The organism is Pseudomonas sp. HLS-6 TE3448 (assembly GCF_053629555.1).
In genome coordinates this window covers 1,660,936-1,681,245 of sequence record NZ_JBRJIO010000001.1, presented here as the reverse complement: position 1 = coordinate 1,681,245, position 20,310 = coordinate 1,660,936, and the positions used below count along the sequence as shown (strand labels likewise).

The window sequence follows — 20,310 nt, the reverse complement described above, 5'->3', positions numbered from 1 at the left end:
CCTGGAGATGGCCGTTGAAAGCCCTCGACGAACTCACCTTCGATAACCGCTTCGCCCGTCTGGGCGATGCGTTCTCCACGTCGGTACTGCCCGAGCCGATTGCCGAGCCACGTCTGGTGGTTGCCAGCGATGCCGCCATGGCCCTGCTCGACCTCGACCCTACCGAGGCCCACTCACCGGTGTTTGCCGAGCTTTTCAGTGGCCACAAACTCTGGGCCGAGACTGAACCTCGGGCGATGGTTTACTCCGGTCACCAATTCGGCTCCTACAACCCTCGCCTGGGCGATGGCCGCGGCCTGTTGCTGGGCGAAGTGCGCAATGACGCAGGCGAGTATTGGGACCTGCACCTGAAAGGCGCCGGGCAAACGCCCTATTCGCGCATGGGAGATGGTCGTGCGGTTCTGCGCTCTTCGATTCGCGAGTTCCTCGCCTCCGAGGCCCTTCATGCCCTGGGTATCGCCAGCAGCCGAGCGCTGTGCGTAATCGGCTCGAACACACCTGTGTGGCGCGAAACCCAGGAGCACGCGGCCATGCTGTTGCGCCTGGCACCCAGCCATGTTCGCTTCGGTCACTTCGAATACTTCTACTACACCCGCCAGCCGGAGCAGCAGAAGATCCTCGCCGAGCACGTGCTGAACCACCACTTCCCCGAGTGCCGTGATCAGCCCGAGCCGTACCTGGCGATGTTCCGTAGTATCGTTGAGCGCAACGCCGAACTGATCGCCCATTGGCAAGCCTATGGTTTCTGCCACGGCGTGATGAATACCGACAACATGTCGATCCTGGGCATCACCTTTGATTTCGGCCCCTTTGCATTCCTGGACGATTTCGACGCACGCTTCGTCTGCAACCACTCGGATGACCAGGGACGTTACAGCTACAGCAATCAAGTACCGATTGCCCACTGGAACCTCAGCGCCCTGGCCCAGGCCCTGACGCCCTTCATCAGCGTCGAGGCCCTGCGCGAAACCCTGGCGTTGTTCCTGCCGCTTTACGAAGCCCACTACCTGGACCTGATGCGTCGTCGACTTGGCCTGACGCACGCTGAAGACGCCGACAAGGCGCTGATCGAGGGGCTCCTGCAGGTCATGCAACAGGGTGCGGTGGATTACACATTGTTCTTCAGAAAGCTCGGCGACCAGCCCGCAGAAGCGGCGCTGCGTGTGGTTCGCGACGACTTCGTCGACCTCGCCGGCTTTGACCGTTGGTCTGGGGACTACCTGGCACGCATCGCCCGTGAACCGGGCAACAGCGAAGAACGCCGCGCCCGGATGCATGCGGTCAACCCGCTGTACATCCTGCGCAACTACCTGGCCCAACGCGCGATAGAAGCCGCTGAAGCGGGTGACTACAGCGAGGTGCGTCGCCTGCATCAGGTGCTCTGCACGCCATTCGACGAACAGCCGGGCATGGCGGCGTACGCAGAGCGGCCACCCGAATGGGGCAAGCATCTGGAGATCAGTTGCTCCTCGTGAGCAACTGCCAACACCAATGGATCAGACGAGAATCACCCGAAGCCGACATTGAAAAAGCTGCGCGTACGCTCCAGATAACAACTATCGACTCGCTTCCCGGACGCCACCATGACCGACCCGCTGCTGATACCCTGCCCTCATTGCAATGGCCTGAATCGCATCCCCGCCGCACGCGTGGGCGACGCGCCGAAGTGCGGACGCTGCAAAGGCGCCGTGCTGCTGAACAAACCGTTTGAATTGAAACAGGGTGACTATGCCAGCCAGATCAAAGGCGATCTGCCACTGCTGGTTGATGTCTGGGCCGACTGGTGCGGCCCGTGTAAATCCTTTGCGCCAATCTTTGAACAAGCGGCCAGCCAGCTAAGCGGGCGCTGTCGCCTGGCCAAGCTCGACAGCGAGGCCAACCCGCAACTGGCCGGGCAATTGGGTATTCGCTCAATCCCCAGCCTGATCCTGTTCAAAAATGGCCGCGAAGTCGCACGCCAAAGCGGCGCCTTCCCACTCCAGCACTTGCTGGAGTGGCTGCGCAGTCAGGGGATTTAAGCGTTTTCTTCCAGCAGCGAATGCAGCTCAACGAACTGCTGTGTCAACTTGTGCCGTGGTTCCAGATGGATCAACGGCAGGTTGGCCTGATGCGACTCGCGCATCTTCACTGAGCTGTTCAGGTAGACCGGCAGCACCGGCAAGCCTTCAGCCAGCAACTCGTCGAGCATCTGCTGGGGCAGGCTGGCCCGGGCCTGGAACTGGTTGACCACAATGCCCTCGACCTGCAGGTGCTCATTGTGGTCCTCACGCAGTTCCTCGATTTCGGCCAGCAGACCGTATAGGGCCTGGCGCGAGAAGCTGTCGCAGTCGAAGGGAATCAGTACCCGATCGGCCGCAATCAATGCCGATACCGCATAAAAGTTCAACGCTGGCGGCGTATCGAGATAAATCCGGTCGTAGTCTTCGGACAACTCATCGAGCAACTTACGCAGCTTGTTGATCTTGTGCTTGGCTTCGAGCTTGGGTTGCAGGTCAGCCAACTCCGCAGTAGCGGTGATGACATGGAGGTTGTCGAACGGCGTCTCGTAGATGTCGACCTTGTTCTTCCTGGCAAAGGGGCCGGACGACAATGTCTGCTTGAAGAAATCGGCAATCCCCATGGGGATATCCTCGCCAGTCAGGCCGGTGAGGTACTGGGTCGAGTTGGCCTGGGCATCCAGGTCAATCAACAGGGTTCGGTAGCCTTCACTGGCACTCACCGCCGCCAGGTTGCAAGCAATACTCGACTTACCCACGCCACCTTTCTGATTAAACACCACGCGCCGCATGGAATGACCTCCGTGTATCAGTGAATGACCGAGTATGTGGGCGTGACGGCGGTTTAGCCAGCACCATTGAGCCCTTGGCCCGCCAGCAGCTCGACAAAGGCACGGGCCATGGCCGAGGCCGACTCGCGTCGCTGCACCAACCACACAGCGGTAACCGCGTCGGCATCAAGCAGGGTCCGATAGACCACACCGTCAATACGCATGCGCTGAAAAGAGGCCGGCAACACTGACACCCCCAGGCCCGCTGCCACCAAGCCAATAATCGTCATGGCCTCACCCGCCTCCTGGGCAAAGTGCGGGCTGAAGCCGGCCTGCCGTGCCAGGCTCATCAATTGCGCATGCAGGCCACTGCCATAGCTGCGGGGGAAAAACACAAACGGCTCATTGGCCAACGTCGACAACAACAAGCCACGCTCGCTGCCCTCCGCCAGCGGGTGTGTAGCGCTGAGCACCGCCACCAGAGGCTCACGGAACAACTCCGTGGCGAGCAGGCTCTCCGGCAAGGCCAGCGGGCGCATCAGGCCGATCTCGATGGTCTCGTCGAGCAGCGCATCGGCAACATCACGGCTGCTCATTTCCTTGAGGTTCAGGTGCACAGCGGGAAAGCGCTGACGAAAGGCATAAATCGCCTTGGGGATACCCGAATTAATCGGGGCCGAGGTCGTGAAGCCAATTTTCATTTCACCCAGCTCGCCAAGCTGGGCGCGCCGAGCGACATCGGCAGCCTTATCGACCTGAGCCAGCACCTGTCGGGCCTCATCGAGGAACAAGCGGCCAGCTTCACTCAGCTCCACCCGTCGGTTGGTCCGCTCGAACAAACGCGCTCCCAACTCCTGCTCCAGGGCCTGGATCTGCTGGCTCAAGGGTGGCTGGGAGATGCCCAACAGCTGTGCCGCCCGCCCGAAGTGGAGCTCTTCGGCAACTGCAATGAAGTACCGCAAGTGGCGTAATTCCATAACACCCTCAACAGGTCGTAAAACCTCTTAAACAGGTCGAACAATATATTGGAAATGATCATTAGCTAGCTATATTCTTTTTTTACTGCCTGACTGGCCGTAGCCCTTCCGAGGTTTACCGTGAAAACTGCTGTTGCTCCCCTCGCCCACGACGTGCCCCCTGCACCCACCACGGACGCAGCCTCCACCACTGACCAGTGGATCGAAAAGGGCACACCGGCGTTCATGCGCACAGTGCTGGCATTGTTCTGTGGTGGCTTCGCCACCTTCGCGCTGCTGTATTGCGTGCAACCCATGATGCCGCTGCTGTCCCGGGAATTCTCCATCAATGCGGCGCAGAGCAGCCTGGTGCTGTCGGTGTCGACTGCGCTGCTAGCGTTCGGTCTACTGGTCACTGGGCCTGTTTCAGACCGTATTGGTCGTAAGCCCGTGATGGTTGCAGCGTTGTTCTGCGCTGCACTGTGCACAATCGCCAGTGCGCTGATGCCCACCTGGGAAGGGGTTCTGGCGATGCGCGCGCTGGTCGGTCTGTCCTTGAGCGGGCTGGCTGCGGTGGCCATGACCTACCTCAGCGAAGAGATCTACCCTCAGCATCTTGGCCTGGCCATGGGCCTGTACATCGGCGGCAATGCCATTGGTGGCATGAGCGGACGCTTGATTACCGGCGTACTGATCGACTTCGTCAGTTGGCACACGGCACTGCTGGCCATCGGTGGACTGGCACTGATCGCCGCGGTACTGTTCTGGAAAATGCTCCCCGAGTCGCGCAACTTCCGTGCGCGCCCGCTGAATCCTCGCAGCCTGCTGGACGGCTTCACCTTGCACTTTCGCGATGCCGGGCTGCCCTGGCTGTTCCTTGAAGCCTTCCTGCTGATGGGCGCCTTCGTTACCCTGTTCAACTACATCGGCTACCGCCTGCTGGCAGAGCCTTACCACATGAACCAGGCCCTGGTCGGGCTGCTGTCGGTGGTTTACCTGTCGGGCATCTACAGCTCGGCACAAATTGGCGCGCTGGCTGACAAGTTGGGCCGGCGCAAGGTGTTCTGGGCAACTATTGTGCTGATGTTCGGTGGCCTGCTGCTGACCCTGCTCGAACCCCTGCCACTAGTCGTCATCGGCATGCTGATCTTCACCTTCGGCTTCTTCGGCGCACACTCGGTGGCCAGTAGCTGGATCGGTCGCCGTGCCTTCAAGGCCAAGGGCCAGGCTTCGTCGCTGTACCTGTTCAGCTACTACGCCGGCTCCAGTGTCGCCGGCACCGCCGGTGGTGTGTTCTGGCACCAGGGCGGCTGGAACGGCATCGGCCTCTTCATCGGCAGCTTGCTGGTCATTGCCCTGCTGGTGGCACTGCACCTGAGCAAGTTGCCGGCGAAAAGTTAGAGGCCGTTCCTGCGCAGACTCAGTTCAATACCTCGACCAGATCCACATCGACATCGCGCTTCACCAGGCCCTTGTCGACTTCGCCAGTCAGTTTGACCAGGGTCTTGTCGTTGAAGGCCACTGGCGGCAGGTCTTCGTCGTCGATTTCGACAATGATGTTGCCGGTAGCATCCTTGAACTCGTACTTCTCGTTCTTCAGCTTCTGGGTGATGTGACCTTGCAGCACGGCTGGGGTGTCGTCAGCCGCGTTGTGGGCCTCGGCAACCGTGGCCACCGATTGTGCGCCAGGGCCCGTGTAGCCAGCGGCCAGGGCAGCGGTGCTGAACAGGGGAGCGAGAAGCAGTGCGAGATAGCGGGTTTTCATAAGTGTGATCCAATCTTGGTTTCGATGGGACCAGCATAAGCAGGCACGCTGAATTCAAACTTAATGCAAAACGCCCGGCATTGGCCGGGCGTTTTTTTATTCAACAGTACTTACTGGTGGTACTGCGCCGACAACTCATGAACGGCGTTGATGAAGGCACCAGCATGCTCAGGATCGACTTCCGGGGTGATGCCATGGCCGAGGTTGAACACGTGACCGGTGCCATGCCCGTAGCTGGCCAGGATACGCCCCACTTCAGCACGGATGGCTTCAGGCTTGGCGTAGAGTACGGTCGGGTCCATGTTGCCCTGCAGGGCAACCTTGGCGCCGACGCGCTGGCGGGCTTCGCCAATGTCGCAGGTCCAGTCCAGGCCAAGGGCGTCGGCGCCAGCATCCGCAATGCTTTCCAACCACAGGCCGCCATTCTTGGTGAACAGGATGACCGGAACCTTGCGCCCTTCGTGCTCGCGGATCAGGCCACTGACGATCTTGCGCATGTAGGCCAAGGAGAACTCCTGGTAGGCCGCAGCCGACAGGTTGCCACCCCAGGTGTCGAAGATCTGTACGGCTTGTGCTCCGGCGAGGATCTGCCCGTTGAGGTACGAGGTCACCGACTGCGCCAACTTGTCCAGCAACAGGTGCATGGCCTGCGGGTTGTCGTAGAGCATGGCCTTGGTCTTGCGGAAGTCTTTCGACGAGCCGCCTTCGACCATGTAGGTGGCCAGGGTCCATGGGCTGCCGGAGAAGCCGATCAGCGGCACCCGGCCATTGAGCTCACGGCGGATGGTGCTGACCGCATCCATCACGTAGCCCAGGTCCTTCTGCGGATCGGGGATCGGCAAGGCTTCGATGTCAGCCAGGGTGCTGACGACCTTCTTGAAACGCGGGCCTTCGCCGGTTTCAAAGTACAGGCCCTGGCCCATGGCGTCGGGAATGGTGAGGATGTCGGAGAACAGGATCGCCGCGTCCAGCGGATAGCGCTCCAGCGGCTGCAGGGTGACCTCGCAGGCAAACTGCGGGTTCATGCACAGGCTCATGAAATCGCCGGCCTTGGCGCGGCTGGCGCGGTACTCCGGCAGGTAACGGCCGGCCTGGCGCATCATCCATACAGGGGTAACGTCTACGGGTTGCTTGAGCAGGGCGCGCAGAAAACGATCGTTCTTCAAGGCAGTCATGTCGGCATCCGGAAAAAAAGTGGGGGCATTTTCTCAGACACCAACGTAAAAGGCACGGTATGAACCGTGCCTTTTGTCTATCGACCTGCACTAGGTCAATAGATTTTCTAAACTTCATCGCCGGACGAGCTCGCCCCACCACGGTCGCGATGGGGCTGACCCTGTGGGAGCGGGCTCGCCCCGCGATGTTTTTTCAGACGCCCAGGTAGTCCAGGATCCCTTCAGCGGCATTGCGCCCTTCGAAGATCGCAGTCACCACCAGGTCAGACCCACGGACCATATCGCCACCGGCGAAGATCTTCGGGTTGCTGGTCTGGTGCTTGTACGCGCCCTGCTCCGGCGCCACCACACGGCCCTGGCTATCGGTCTGGATGCTGAACTGCTCGAACCATGGCGCGGGGCTTGGACGGAAGCCAAAGGCGATCACCACGGCGTCTGCCGGGATGATTTCCTCGGAGCCGGGAATCGGCTCAGGGCTGCGACGGCCACGGGCATCCGGCTCGCCGAGACGGGTCTCGACAACCTTCACGCCCTCAACCTTGTCTTCGCCCACAATGGCGATTGGCTGACGGTTGTAGAGGAATTTCACACCCTCTTCCTTGGCGTTCTTCACCTCTTTGCGCGAGCCTGGCATGTTGGCTTCGTCACGGCGATAGGCGCAGGTTACCGCCTTGGCACCCTGACGGATGGACGTGCGGTTGCAGTCCATCGCCGTGTCACCACCGCCCAGCACCACGACCTTCTTGCCTTTCATGTCGACGAAATCTTCCGGCGACTTTTCAAAGCCCAGGTTGCGGTTGACGTTGGCCACCAGGAAGTCCAGCGCATCATGCACGCCCGGCAGGTCTTCACCAGGGAAACCGCCTTTCATGTAGGTGTAGGTACCCATGCCCATGAACACGGCATCGTACTCGGCCAGCAGCTGTTCCATGCTGATGTCCTTGCCCACTTCGGTGTTCAGGCGGAACTCGATGCCCATGCCGGTGAAGACTTCGCGACGATTGCTCAATACGGTCTTTTCCAGCTTGAACTCGGGGATACCGAAGGTCAGCAGACCGCCGATTTCCGGGTTCCGGTCGAACACCACCGGGGTTACCCCACCACGCACCAGCACGTCGGCACAGCCCAGGCCAGCCGGACCGGCACCGATGATCGCGACACGCTTGCCGGTCGGCTTGACCTTGGACATGTCCGGGCGCCAGCCCATGGCGAACGCGGTGTCGGTGATGTACTTCTCGACCGAACCGATGGTCACCGCACCAAAACCGTCGTTGAGGGTGCAGGCACCCTCGCACAGGCGGTCCTGCGGGCACACCCGGCCGCAGACTTCCGGCAGGGTGTTGGTCTGGTGCGACAGTTCCGCCGCCGCCAGGATGTTGCCCTCGGACACCAGCTTCAACCAGTTGGGAATGAAGTTGTGCACCGGGCACTTCCATTCGCAGTACGGGTTACCACAGCCCAGGCAGCGGTGGGCCTGTTCGGCCGACTGCTGGGGTTTGAAGGGTTCGTAGATCTCCACGAACTCTTTCTTGCGTTGACGCAGCAGTTTCTTCTTCGGATCCTTGCGCCCGACCTCGATGAACTGGAAGTCATTACTCAGACGTTCAGCCATGTTTAAACCTCATCAAACTCTTCAGGCGCATATCACTGCGGGTTGGCACGGGTGCTGGACAGCAGGTTCTTCAGGCTCGCAGCCTTCGGCTTGACCAGCCAGAAGCGGCGCACGTAGTCGTCCAGGTTCTCCCAGAGCTCACGTCCCCACTCGCTACCCGTCTCTTCGACATACTCGCCGAGCACGCGCTGCAAGTGGCTGCGGTACGCTTCCATCGCTTCGCCGGTGATCCGCTGGATTTCCACCAGTTCGTGGTTGACCTTGTCAACGAAGCTGTTGTCCTGGTCGAGCACGTAGGCGAAACCACCGGTCATACCAGAACCGAAGTTGTAGCCGGTCTTGCCCAGTACGCAAACGAAACCGCCAGTCATGTATTCGCAGCAGTGGTCGCCAGTGCCTTCCACAACCGTGTGGGCGCCGGAGTTACGCACAGCAAAACGCTCGCCGGCAGTACCCGCGGCAAACAGCTTGCCGCCAGTGGCGCCATACAGGCAGGTGTTGCCGATGATCGCGCTGTGCTGCGTAGCAAACGGGCTGCCCGCTGGCGGTACGATCACCAGCTTGCCACCAGTCATGCCTTTGCCGACATAGTCGTTGGCGTCGCCTTCCAGGTACATGTTCAGGCCACCTGCGTTCCAGACGCCGAAGCTCTGGCCTGCAGTACCCTTGAAGCGGAAGGTGACAGGCGCTTTGGCCATGCCCTGGTTGCCGTGCAGACGGGCGATCTCGCCGGAAATCCGCGCGCCGATCGAACGGTCGCAGTTGCAGATGTCCAGGTTGAATTCGGCGCCCGCCAGATCCTTGATCGCTGGCAGGGCCATCTCGACCATCTTCTCGGCCAGCGCACCCTTGTCGAACGGTGGGTTGCGGTCAACTTGGCAGAACTGCGGCTTGTCAGCCGGTACATGCTCACTGCCCAGCAGCGGGCTGAGGTCCAGGTGCTGCTGCTTGGCAGTTTCGCCCGGGAGCATTTCCAGCAGATCGGTACGCCCGATCAGCTCACCGAGGCTACGCACGCCCAGTTTGGCCAGCCACTCACGGGTTTCTTCGGCGACGTAGGTGAAGAAGTTCACCACCATGTCGACGGTACCGATGTAGTGGTCCTTGCGCAGTTTGTCGTTCTGGGTCGCTACACCAGTGGCGCAGTTGTTCAGGTGACAGATACGCAGGTATTTGCAGCCAAGGGCGATCATTGGCGCCGTACCGAAGCCGAAGCTTTCAGCACCCAGAATGGCTGCCTTGATCACGTCCAGGCCGGTTTTCAGGCCGCCGTCGGTCTGCACGCGAACCTTGCCACGCAAATCGTTGCCGCGCAGGGTCTGGTGAGTCTCGGCCAAGCCCAGCTCCCACGGGGCACCGGCGTACTTGATCGAGGTCAGTGGCGAAGCACCAGTACCACCGTCGTAACCGGAGATGGTGATCAGGTCGGCATAGGCCTTGGCCACGCCAGCGGCGATGGTACCGACGCCCGCTTCTGCCACCAGCTTCACCGAAACCAACGCCTGCGGGTTGACCTGCTTGAGGTCGAAAATCAGCTGCGACAAGTCTTCGATGGAATAGATGTCGTGGTGCGGCGGCGGCGAGATCAGGGTCACGCCAGGTACGGCATAACGCAGCTTGGCGATCAGGCCGTTGACCTTGCCACCAGGCAGCTGCCCACCCTCACCCGGCTTGGCGCCCTGGGCCACCTTGATCTGCAACACTTCAGCGTTGACCAGGTATTCCGGCGTCACGCCGAAACGGCCTGTGGCCACCTGCTTGATCTTGGAGCTCTTGATGGTGCCATAGCGGGCTGGGTCTTCACCGCCCTCACCGGAGTTGGAACGCGCACCCAGGCGGTTCATGGCTTCAGCCAGCGCTTCGTGCGCCTCTGGCGACAGGGCGCCAAGCGAGATACCAGCAGAGTCGAAACGCTTGAGGATCGCTTCCAGTGGCTCGACTTCGTCCAGCGCCAGGGCCTGGTCTGCGACCTTGACCTTCAGCAGGTCACGGATCATCGACACCGGGCGCTTGTCGACCAGCGCGGTGTATTCCTTGAACTTGGCATAGTCGCCCTGCTGCACAGCGGCCTGCAGGGTGTTGACCACATCCGGGTTGTAGGCGTGGTATTCGCCACCGTGAACGAACTTGAGCAAACCGCCTTGCTGGATGGGCTTGCGCGGGCTCCAGGCTTCGGCAGCGAGCAGCTTCTGCTCGTTCTCGATATCAACGAAACGTGCGCCTTTCAGGCGGCTGGCAACGCCACGGAAACTCAGCGCGACCACTTCATCCGACAGGCCAACGGCCTCGAACAACTGGGCGCCGCGGTAAGAAGCAATGGTGGAGATACCCATCTTCGACAGGATCTTCAGCAGGCCCTTGGAGATGCCTTTACGGTAGTACTTGAAGACCTCATCCAGGTCACCCAGCACTTCCCCGGTGCGGATCAGGTCGGCCAGCACTTCGTACGCCAGGTACGGGTAGACAGCAGACGCGCCGAAACCGATCAGTACCGCAAAGTGATGCGGGTCACGCGCGGTCGCGGTTTCCACCAGGATGTTACTGTCGCAGCGCAGGCCTTGCTCGGTCAGGCGGTGGTGTACGGCACCGACAGCCAGCGATGCATGCACCGGCAGCTTGCCCGGGGCAATATGGCGGTCGCTCAACACCAGTTGAGTCTTGCCACTGCGCACCGCTTCTTCAGCCTGATCGGCAATGTTGCGGACCGCTGCCTCAAGGCCGAGGCTTTCCTCATAGTTGAGGTCGATCAACTGACGCTCGAAACCTGGACGATCCAGGCTCATCAGCGAACGCCACTTGGCAGGCGAAATCACTGGGGAACTGAGGATCACCCGTGAGGCATGCTCAGGCGATTCCTGGAAGATGTTGCGCTCGGCACCGAGGCAGATTTCCAGGGACATGACGATCGCTTCGCGCAGCGGGTCGATCGGCGGGTTGGTGACCTGGGCAAACTGCTGACGGAAGTAGTCGTACGTCGAACGCACGCGCTGCGACAACACTGCCATCGGCGTGTCGTCACCCATCGAGCCCACAGCTTCCTGGCCTTGCTCACCGAGCGGACGCAGCACTTGGTCACGTTCCTCGAAGGTGACCTGGAACATCTTCATGTACTGCTTGAGCTGGTCAGCATCGTAGCTGGCCACGCCCTGGTCATCGCTCAGGGTTGCCTGGATACGCAGGGCGTTCTGGCGCAGCCAGCGCTTGTAAGGGTGACGCGACTTCAGCCGGTTGTCGATGGCGTCGGTGTCGAGGATCTGCCCGGTTTCAGTGTCCACGGCGAAGATCTGGCCTGGGCCGACACGGCCCTTGGCGATCACGTCTTCGGGCTTGTAGTCCCACACGCCGATTTCCGACGCCAAGGTGATGTAGCCGTTCTTGGTGGTGACCCAACGGGCTGGACGCAGGCCGTTGCGGTCGAGCAGGCATACGGCGTGGCGACCTTCGGTCATGACCACACCGGCTGGGCCGTCCCATGGCTCCATATGCATGGAGTTGTACTCATAGAACGCACGCAGGTCAGCGTCCATGGTCTCGACGTTCTGCCACGCTGGCGGAATGATCATCCGCACGCCACGGAACAGGTCGATACCGCCGGTGACCATCAACTCCAGCATGTTGTCCATGCTCGAAGAGTCGGAACCGACGCGGTTGACCAGCGGGCCGAGCTCCTCCAGATCAGGGATCAGTTCGTTGGCGAACTTGGTTCGACGCGCCTGGGCCCAGTTGCGGTTACCCGTAATGGTGTTGATCTCGCCGTTGTGGGCGAGGAAGCGGAATGGCTGAGCCAGCGGCCATTTCGGCAGGGTGTTGGTGGAGAAGCGCTGGTGGAACACGCAGATCGCAGTCTGCAGGCGCTCGTCGCTGAGGTCCGGATAGAAGGCGGCAAGGTCTGCCGGCATCATCAGGCCCTTATAGATGATCGTCTTGTGCGAGAAGCTGCAGATGTAGTGGTCGGTATCGGCGGCGTTGGCCACCGACGAGCGCCGACGCGCACTGAACAGCTTGATGGCGAATTCCTGATCGCTCAGGCCTTCACCGCCGATGAACACCTGCTCGATTTGCGGCAGGCGCTCCAAGGCCAGACGGCCCAGAACGCTGGTATCGATCGGCACCTTGCGCCAGCCCAGCAATTGCAGGCCCGCGGCAAGGATTTCCTTGTCCATGTTGGCGCGTGCCGCCTGCGCCTTGGCATCATCCTGATTGAAGAAGACCATGCCCACGGCGTACTGCTTGGGCAGGTCGCTGCCGAACTGCTCGCGAGCGACGGCTCGCAGGAACTGATCGGGCTTCTGCATCAGCAGACCGCAGCCGTCACCGGTCTTGCCGTCGGCGTTGATCCCACCACGGTGGGTCATGCAGGTCAGGGCCTCGATGGCCGTTTGCAAAAGGTGGTGGCTGGGTTCGCCCGTCATATGGGCGATCAGGCCAAAACCACAGTTATCCTTGAATTCTTCGGGATGGTACAGACCTGTTTTCATAGACACTTTCTCACCAGGTTCGCCTCTCACCAAGGCAAATCTCTTTTTAGTACAACCACTTACCATCCACGCCGAACGAACGCCAGCTTTGCGGGGGCAAAAGGGCAGTCATTGTTGCACAGCGACAAGGTAGCCCACAAATTTGGCGACGAAATCGCGCAAATCCATGTCGCATTTTTGAATGTTTTATAAGCACTGCCGTGATAGCGGCTTCGCTTGAGTCTGAAGCGTTTCAGCCTGGACTGCAATGGCTTTTGGCCGTCAGTCTGGGACAGAAAAGCCTGCCGCGCATGGCGCAGCAGGCTTGACCGAAATTCAGGAGACGCTCAGCAGGTGGCGGGGGTGGTGCCACCGAGCTATTTCAGCGGGTCGCTGCCAGCTCTTGTTGGACGCTGGCAACACTACGAGGCCAAGGTTTACCAGCCTGGACCTTGGCTGGCAAGGCCTTGATTGCAGCAAGTGCGGCATCACGGCTGGCAAAGTTGCCGTAGGTAACGACGAACAGCGGCTTGCCCTGCAGGTTTTTCTTGAAGTAGCGATAGTCGCCACCCTGAGAATTGACATAGGCCTGAGCCGTCGCCTCAGAGCTGGTACCGAGGATCTGGACCACATAGTTGCTCGGCTTTTGCCCGGCATACCAGTTACCACCGGCGGCGGCCTTCGCGACTGGTTTCTCCGCCGGCTTTTCTACCGGTTTCGGCGCCGGCTTGGCCGCGGCGACCTGCACAGGGGCAGACGCAGGCTTCGCTGCAGGTGCAGGCGCAGGTGCAACTGGCTTGCTGGCAGCGGCGACGGGGGCTTGTTGAGCGTGCGCAGCAGGTTGCACCTGAGTAGACGCTACTGGTTGGGCAGGTGTCGGTGCAGGGCCAGCGGGAACACCAGCAGGGGGTGCGATGGTCGTCACAGTAGGCGGCTGTAATGCAGTTTCGCCAGCAGGCGTACTTTCATCACCGTCCCCCATGCCCGCCGCTTCAGCCAGCGGACCACGCATCACCGGTTGAGACTGCCCCACCAGTGGCAATGGCATAGGCTGCGAGGAGCCAGCAAATTCGATGGCCGGGCCACCATTTTTGGACTGGGCAGTGCTTGGCTGCCCCTGGCCCAATGGCAGCTGTGCCTGCTCTGCAGGCGCTCCGGCAGGCGCCTGGTCGCCCTTCTTGGGCATCAACACTGCCGCCGCAACGGCGACCACTACCACAGCAGACAACGCCAGTACGTGCTTCTTAGGCATTTTGAACCCCATTGATGGTCGCTTCGCCGTCGTGCGGCTGGCAATCATGGCTTCGATCAAGGCATCCCGGGCAACCTGGTTGATTACGCCAGGCCAACCCTCCGAATGCTCGTGAATATCGGCGATCTGCTCACTGGTCAGCACATTGAGGCCACTTCCGGCACCTTCCAGGCGTTGCTCCAGGTACTCCCGGGTTTCATCCTCGCTGTAAGGCTGCAGCTCAATGATGTGGAAGCGCTCCTGCTCGGCATTCAGCGCATCCAGCCCGGCGATCAGTGACGGCTCACCGAACAGGAACACGTGCGGACGCCCCTCAGGAGTGCCCGCAGCCAGTTCCAGCAAGGCTTGGAGTGCCGACTCGTCGAGTTGTTCCGCATCATCGACCAGCAAATAGACTTCCTGCCCGGTCAGCGCCAACTGCACCACCTGAGCGAGAATCTCTGGAACCTCGGCCTTGGCCAGGTTCAACGACTGGGCGACTTGCCCCAGCACACTGGCGGCATCGCTGGCCCCACGTGCCGAGACCACAATGCTCTGTACGGACTGTTTGTTGGTACTGGCGACCAGGGCCTGGCGCAGCAAGGTCTTGCCGCTGCCCAGTGGCCCGGTGACCACCAGCAATAGTTGACTGTAACGCGCCAGGTGATGGAGCTGGCCCAACACCGGCTTGCGCTGGGCCGGGAAGAATTTGAAACCAGGCACCCGCGCAGCGAAGGGGTCGTGGCTCAACTGGTAATGGCCGAGAAAGGCCTCGTCGGCATGCAAACTAGTCATCGAACTCTTATCAACCTCAAAGCTGGGCCACGATCGCGCGGTAATCCGCGTCCAGCGTGGCCTGAAGAATCTCTCTTGGATAGTCGTCGGTAACCACGGCCTCACCCAACTGGCGCAACAGCACCAGCCGCAGGCGACCGTCGAGTACCTTTTTGTCGACTGCCATATGCTCCATGAAATGCGCCGGGGTCATTTCCTGTGGAGGCACCACCGGCAGGCCTGCGCGTTGAAACAGGCGGATGGCCCGATCTCGGGCCTGCTGACTGATCCAGCCCAGACGCATGGACATTTCCAGCGCCATGACTGTGCCAGCGGCAACGGCTTCACCGTGCAACCAGACACCATAGCCCATGTGAGTCTCGATCGCATGACCGAAGGTATGTCCCAGGTTCAGCGTGGCGCGCACGCCGGACTCACGCTCATCAGCGCCGACCACGGCAGCCTTGGCCGCGCAGGAGCGCTGAATGGCAACGGTAAGCGCGGCTTGATCAAGCCGGCGCAGGGCATCGACATTCGCTTCCAGCCAGCCCAGGAACGGCTCATCGCAGATCAGGCCGTACTTGATGACTTCCGCCAGGCCTGCCGACAGTTCGCGGGCCGGCAGTGTATTCAGGCTGGTGGTATCGATCAGCACCGCATTGGGCTGATAGAACGCACCGACCATGTTCTTGCCCAACGGATGATTGATACCGGTCTTGCCGCCCACCGAGGAGTCGACCTGCGACAGGAGCGTGGTCGGCACCTGGATGAAATCCACGCCACGCTGGTAGCACGCCGCCGCAAAACCGGCCATATCACCGATCACACCGCCGCCAAGGGCGATAATGGTGGTCCGACGATCATGACGCGCGGTCAGCAGGGCGTCGAAAATCAGCTGCAGGGTTTCCCAGTTCTTGAAGGCTTCGCCATCCGGCAATACCACTGGCAGCACTGAATAAGCGCCCAATGTACGGGTCAGGCGCTCCAGATAAAGGGGGGCAACGGTCTCGTTGGAAACGATGGCAACCTGCCGACCCGCTATGTGCGGCGCCAGCAACTCGGGCTGATCCAGCAAGCCCTCACCAATGTAGATCGGATAGCTACGTTCACCCAACTCGACCTTAAGTGTCTGCATGTTTCCCCACAATGAACTAGGGCGCGGGAGCAATAGCGCGGCCCGCGCAGTAACGAGGTGCCCTGTCACGGCATGACTGGCCGCCGAGGATAGCCTAACGGGGCGGCAACTTCTCCAGGCGCTCGAGAATATCCAGCACCACCATGCGCGGCGGCCGTTCGTCGGTTTCGACGACCAGATCGGCGATCTCCCGGTACAGCGGATCGCGCAGCTCCAGCAAGGCACGCAAGGTCGCAGCAGGATCGGCGGTACGCAACAACGGTCGATTGCGGTCACGCGCGGTGCGCCCGACTTGCTGTTCAACCGAGGCATGCAGGTAAACCACTCGCCCACCGGCATGCAATGCCCGGCGATTGGCTTCACGCATCACGGCACCACCGCCGGTTGCAAGCACAACGCCATCGGCCTCGCACAGCTCGGCGATCATCGCCTGCTCACGATCACGAAATCCCGGCTCGCCTTCCTTGTCGAAGATCCATGGGATATTGGCGCCCGTACGCAGCTCGATTTCCTTATCGGAATCCTTGAACGGCAGACGCAGCTCTTTGGCAAGCAGACGGCCAATGGTGCTTTTGCCAGCACCCATCGGCCCAACAAGTATCAAATTTCGCACAGAATCAACGACTCACAGCAATCGCCTGGTCACTCATGATACGCGGAGTCAGGAAGACCAGCAGCTCAGATTTTTTTTCTTGTACGACATCGCGCTTAAACAGCCGCCCAACATACGGCACATCGCCCAAAAATGGCACCTTATCGACCACTTTACTTTGCACCGTCGAGTACACCCCGCCAATCACGATGGTCTCCCCATCACCCACCTGAACCTTGGCGTTGACCTCATTCTTCCGTATCGGCGGCACCTGAGCCTGGGCATTGAGGTAATCAGGCTCATCCTTGGTCACCTTGACGGCCATCACCACACGGTTGTCCGCCATGATCTGCGGCGTCACTTCAAGTGACAGGGACGCCTCGCGAAAGGTGATCGAGGTGGTGCCATTGGCGCCCGACTCCTGATAAGGCACTTCGGTCCCCTTGAGGATCCGAGCAGTCTCTCGGTCAGCAGTCACCACCTTGGGCTGCGAGATGATCTCCCCGTTACCGGATTTTTCCATCGCAGTGAGCTCAAGGTCCAGCAATTGGCTGTCACGAACCAACCCCAAGCCGATACCCGAGCTCGCCCGTTCCGCCCCAAGGTCGACAAAAGGCCGCCCCACCTCACCCGGCCCGTAGAGCGCCACGCCAGCGCCCAGGCTCAACTCACCGCCCCAGCGAATGCCAAAGCTTTTCTCGTAGTCGACATTGGCCTCAACGATCCTTGCCTCGATCAGCACCTGACGCACGGGCACATCCAGTTGCGCGACGAGCTGGCGCAACTCGTCAAGGCGCGCCGAAGTCTGGCTCGCGAGAATCGTGTTGGTGCGTTCATCAATCACGATCGCACCGCGCTCAGCGCCTGCTGCATCCCCTGTGAACAAGCCCAGGTAGAGCTCCGCGATATCTGCGGCCCTGGCATGCGTGACCTGCAACACCTCACGCTGCAATGTCGCCAGCCCCGCCAATTCTTCCAGCGGTGCCACCATCAGCACATTACCGTCCAGACGCCTGCCAAGCCCCTTGCTGCGTAACACCAGGTCCAACGCGTGATCCCAAGGCACGTCCTGCAAGCGCAGGGTGACAGTGCCCTGCACCGCATCGCTGGTGACCAGATTCAGCTCGGTGAAATCGGCCAGCACCTGCAACACCGAACGCACCTCGACATCCTGAAAGTTCAGCGACAATGGCTCCCCAACATAAGGGCCTGTCGATACAGCCGCACGCAGATCTGTGTCTGCCATGACTAAAAAAAACACCCCAAACACCCAACACCGCTTGCTCATCCATGACCTCCAGTGTCAGCGACCGTCTCCTCGGTACGCCTGCTTCAACGCAAGGGTTCGGGGCCGCTCAAGCCAGCCCCTGCCCTCAATGAACACTTGCTCGACAAGCTCCACTTGATGCTCGCTGATGGCCACGACGCGTCCGTGATCAGGCCCCAAGCGATCCTCCAACTGAATACGGTGTATCGAACCCGCCCCTCTTAGCAGAGCCACTCTCCCCTGCCGGCCGCGCAGGCTGCCGACCATTTCAAACTGCTCAAGCGCAAGCCGCTCAAGCAGCGTGCGCGACTCAAGTGGCTCAACGGCAGCAAACGGATCATGTGGCAGTGGCGCTGAAGCGTCGACGATCACCGGCAACAGGGCATGCTCCAGCGCCTTAGACTGATCGCCAGCACGATAGGTACTGGCAAGCAGGCGCAGCTGCAGTTGCCCCGGTGCCTTCGCCTCCGCCGGGGCCAGTTGCAACGACGTCAAGGTGACGATACGGGACAGCCCGGCCAGACCGGCGAGCAAGGCCGTCAGTTGTGGATAAGCGCCTATGGCGTTCAATTCCAGCGGCTGTTCGATAAAGTAGGCATGAGGCACCTCATCAAGCAGTTTGAACTGCTCGACCCAAAGCCCGTCGCCCAGCCGCGCGACATCCTCCAGCAAGCTTGCAACACCGCCCTGCTGCAACCGCTGCCTTGCAGACTCAAGACGGTGCTGCAAGGCATCGATCTGCTGGTGATAGCCCTCCGACAGCGCGGCCTGCACCGACTTTTCGGCAATTTCGCCCCTGAGCGCTGCCTCTCGGCCCATGGAGCGCTCAAGATCCAGCAGCCCATCACGCACCTGAAACCCGTAGCCTAACCCTGTCACGACAGCCAAGGAGGCTGCCAGCAGCGCGGCCTTCGCCCGCCAGGACCAACTGCCCAGCACGCCCCACTCCAGGCCGGCAAGCATTACCAACCGGCTCATGGCGCAGGCTCCGAATCAGCTAACTGCACGCCCACCAGCAGTTGAAAAGCCACCCCCGTTCCGCTCGACTGCACATCCTGCAGCTCAGGCCTCTGCAAGCCCGGAACGGTGCCGAGGTTACGCAGGAAGCGGGCAACCGCTGCACTTGAAGGGGCCAACCCCGAGACATTCAACTGCGCAGCCTCAAAGAGCAATCCGGTAAGCTGTACACCCTGCGGCACGGCGTAAACCAAACGTTCAAGCACGTCGAATCCCTGGCCCTCCTGCAGCACCTCAACGTCCTGTAACTGCTCCAGCAAGGCATCACGTTGCTCTGCCAGATCGGACAGGCGGGCGATCAACTCATCAAGCTGCTCACTGTCTTGTTGCAACCCTGCATTGCGCGCCTCCTGTCCGCTTAGCCGCCGCTCGACTGCACGATCCACCAGGTACACGCCTGCGCCTCCCAGCACGAGCGTTGCAACCAGCATTGCCTGCAACTGCTTGCCCCGTGCCTGGCGCCTGGCCTCGCGCCACGGCAGCAGGTTGACCCGCCGCATCAGTCAAAGCTCCTGCGCGCAAGGCCGCTGGCAATCGCCAGGCAAGGCGCCGCTGCACGCAATGCGCCATCCCGCACACCGAGCATGCCGTCAAAGGGGTCAAGCACCGAGCAGGCAATACCCAACCTCGGCTGCAACTGCTCGGCAAGCGCCGCAGTGGCGCCAGTACCCGCCAACAGCAACTGCTCCGGCATTGATCCGCGGCCACGCTCCAGGCTATCCAGCAACCAGTGGTCGAGCGCACGCACAATGGACTCCAACTGCAGGGCCGCATCCCCGCCCCGTAATTCGTCCCGACGGTGTTCACCGGCCTCGCGCAGGTGATGAAAGACAAGATGGTCTGTCTCGACCATTAGCACCGCAGACACCTCACCTGACGCCCGACAGGCAACCCGCCGCAAGGCATGGCTGTCGATATCGACAACCTGTGGGCACAGGCCAGCCAGCGCCAGGACCTCCTCGATCACCTCCAGCGCATCCCAGCGGCATACCGCCACCGCCACATCGAGCGCGCCCGGCGCCTGCGCATTGACACCCATCACTTGAAAGTCGATGGCTGCGTCATCGAGCGGGTAAGGGATGCTGCCTGCAAGCTCGTCAGACAAACGGTCAGCCATTTCGGCCTCACCGAGCCCACGCGGCAGCTTCACCTCACAACACATGACCGCCGATGCCGGCAGCGACAGTGCGGCATCAACCGCTGTAGCGCCACTGCGCCTGAATGCCTGGGCCAACGCCGCTGCGATCACATCAAGCGCCACCATGCGCCCATCGATCACCGCCCCAGCAGCCAGTGGCTCAATCGCCCAGGCGCGCACTGCGCAACCGCCCCCACGACGCTCCAGTTGCACCAGGCGTACGGCAGTAGCGACAATTTCAATACCCAAAAGTGAACCGGCATCCTTGCCGAAACGTCCAAACATTGGCTTTCCCTATTTTTATAGTCACCATCCACCGCGCAGCGCTTGCGCCAGCGGCAATCGAGCACCTTGACAAGAGCTCGCATAACGCGCGGAGGTGAAATTTGCTTATAATGCCCAGCGTTTTTTGACGTCTGCCGGG

16 protein-coding genes are annotated in these 20,310 nt (G+C 61.0%); 3 read left to right on the top strand and 13 right to left on the bottom strand.

Annotated elements, in window-relative coordinates; genetic code table 11:
* Positions 1-14 precede the first annotated feature (14 nt).
* Together selO and trxC are read left to right on the top strand one after the other, a co-directional pair.
* The gene (gene selO / locus AB7M23_RS07860) at positions 15-1,475 is read left to right on the top strand and encodes a protein adenylyltransferase SelO (RefSeq protein ID WP_454240561.1); all 1,461 of its coding nucleotides are present in this window, start codon (positions 15-17) and stop codon (positions 1,473-1,475) included.
* 108 nt (positions 1,476-1,583) lie between these two features.
* Positions 1,584-2,018, top strand: coding sequence for a thioredoxin TrxC (gene trxC, locus AB7M23_RS07855; protein ID WP_330522233.1), 435 nt, complete (start codon positions 1,584-1,586; stop codon positions 2,016-2,018).
* Here the strand turns inward: trxC and AB7M23_RS07850 are convergent.
* A complete protein-coding gene (locus tag AB7M23_RS07850) occupies positions 2,015-2,788 on the bottom strand; it encodes a ParA family protein (RefSeq protein WP_454240560.1) in 774 nt (257 codons plus the stop codon). The genes trxC and AB7M23_RS07850 overlap by 4 nt on opposite strands.
* A gap of 53 nt (positions 2,789-2,841) precedes the next feature.
* A complete protein-coding gene (locus AB7M23_RS07845) occupies positions 2,842-3,744 on the bottom strand; it encodes a LysR family transcriptional regulator (RefSeq protein ID WP_163938617.1) in 903 nt (300 codons plus the stop codon).
* A gap of 153 nt (positions 3,745-3,897) precedes the next feature.
* Between AB7M23_RS07845 and AB7M23_RS07840 the strand changes: the two genes are divergently transcribed.
* Entirely contained in the window at positions 3,898-5,124 is a 1,227-nt protein-coding gene (locus tag AB7M23_RS07840) for an MFS transporter (protein WP_454242156.1), read from the top strand.
* Between the two features lie 19 nt (positions 5,125-5,143).
* Here AB7M23_RS07840 and AB7M23_RS07835 read toward each other — a convergent pair whose 3' ends face one another.
* The 11 genes from AB7M23_RS07835 to pilM all read right to left on the bottom strand — a co-directional run bounded on the left by AB7M23_RS07835 (position 5,144) and on the right by pilM (position 20,171).
* The gene (locus tag AB7M23_RS07835) at positions 5,144-5,488 is read right to left on the bottom strand and encodes a YgiW/YdeI family stress tolerance OB fold protein (RefSeq protein ID WP_454240559.1); all 345 of its coding nucleotides are present in this window, start codon (positions 5,486-5,488) and stop codon (positions 5,144-5,146) included.
* 110 nt (positions 5,489-5,598) lie between these two features.
* Complete coding sequence (gene hemE, locus AB7M23_RS07830) at positions 5,599-6,663, bottom strand: uroporphyrinogen decarboxylase (RefSeq protein ID WP_454240558.1); 1,065 nt, start codon at positions 6,661-6,663, stop codon at positions 5,599-5,601.
* Positions 6,664-6,856: 193 nt separating this feature from the next.
* Positions 6,857-8,275: an FAD-dependent oxidoreductase gene (locus AB7M23_RS07825; protein ID WP_099773340.1), complete on the bottom strand. Its 1,419-nt coding sequence runs from the start codon at positions 8,273-8,275 to the stop codon at positions 6,857-6,859.
* Positions 8,276-8,307: 32 nt separating this feature from the next.
* Entirely contained in the window at positions 8,308-12,753 is a 4,446-nt protein-coding gene (gltB, locus tag AB7M23_RS07820; RefSeq protein ID WP_454240557.1) for a glutamate synthase large subunit, read from the bottom strand.
* 361 nt (positions 12,754-13,114) lie between these two features.
* On the bottom strand, positions 13,115-14,758 hold the full coding sequence (locus tag AB7M23_RS07815) for an AAA family ATPase (protein ID WP_454240556.1): 1,644 nt from the start codon (positions 14,756-14,758) through the stop codon (positions 13,115-13,117).
* 16 nt (positions 14,759-14,774) lie between these two features.
* On the bottom strand, positions 14,775-15,872 hold the full coding sequence (gene aroB / locus AB7M23_RS07810) for a 3-dehydroquinate synthase (protein WP_099773337.1): 1,098 nt from the start codon (positions 15,870-15,872) through the stop codon (positions 14,775-14,777).
* A 94-nt stretch (positions 15,873-15,966) separates the two neighbouring features.
* Positions 15,967-16,485, bottom strand: a complete 519-nt coding sequence (gene aroK, locus AB7M23_RS07805) for a shikimate kinase AroK (RefSeq protein WP_065758209.1) — start codon at positions 16,483-16,485, stop codon at positions 15,967-15,969.
* A gap of 4 nt (positions 16,486-16,489) precedes the next feature.
* A complete protein-coding gene (locus AB7M23_RS07800) occupies positions 16,490-17,710 on the bottom strand; it encodes a type IV pilus secretin PilQ (RefSeq protein WP_454240555.1) in 1,221 nt (406 codons plus the stop codon).
* 57 nt (positions 17,711-17,767) lie between these two features.
* Positions 17,768-18,709, bottom strand: a complete 942-nt coding sequence (locus tag AB7M23_RS07795) for a pilus assembly protein PilP (protein WP_454240554.1) — start codon at positions 18,707-18,709, stop codon at positions 17,768-17,770.
* Positions 18,706-19,248 carry a PilN domain-containing protein gene (locus AB7M23_RS07790; RefSeq protein WP_330522226.1) on the bottom strand — a complete coding sequence of 181 codons (543 nt, stop codon included), beginning with the start codon at positions 19,246-19,248 and terminating at the stop codon, positions 18,706-18,708. The genes AB7M23_RS07795 and AB7M23_RS07790 overlap by 4 nt, the downstream gene beginning before the upstream one ends.
* Positions 19,248-20,171, bottom strand: coding sequence for a type IV pilus biogenesis protein PilM (pilM, locus tag AB7M23_RS07785; protein WP_454240553.1), 924 nt, complete (start codon positions 20,169-20,171; stop codon positions 19,248-19,250). The genes AB7M23_RS07790 and pilM overlap by 1 nt, the downstream gene beginning before the upstream one ends.
* Positions 20,172-20,310 lie beyond the last annotated feature (139 nt).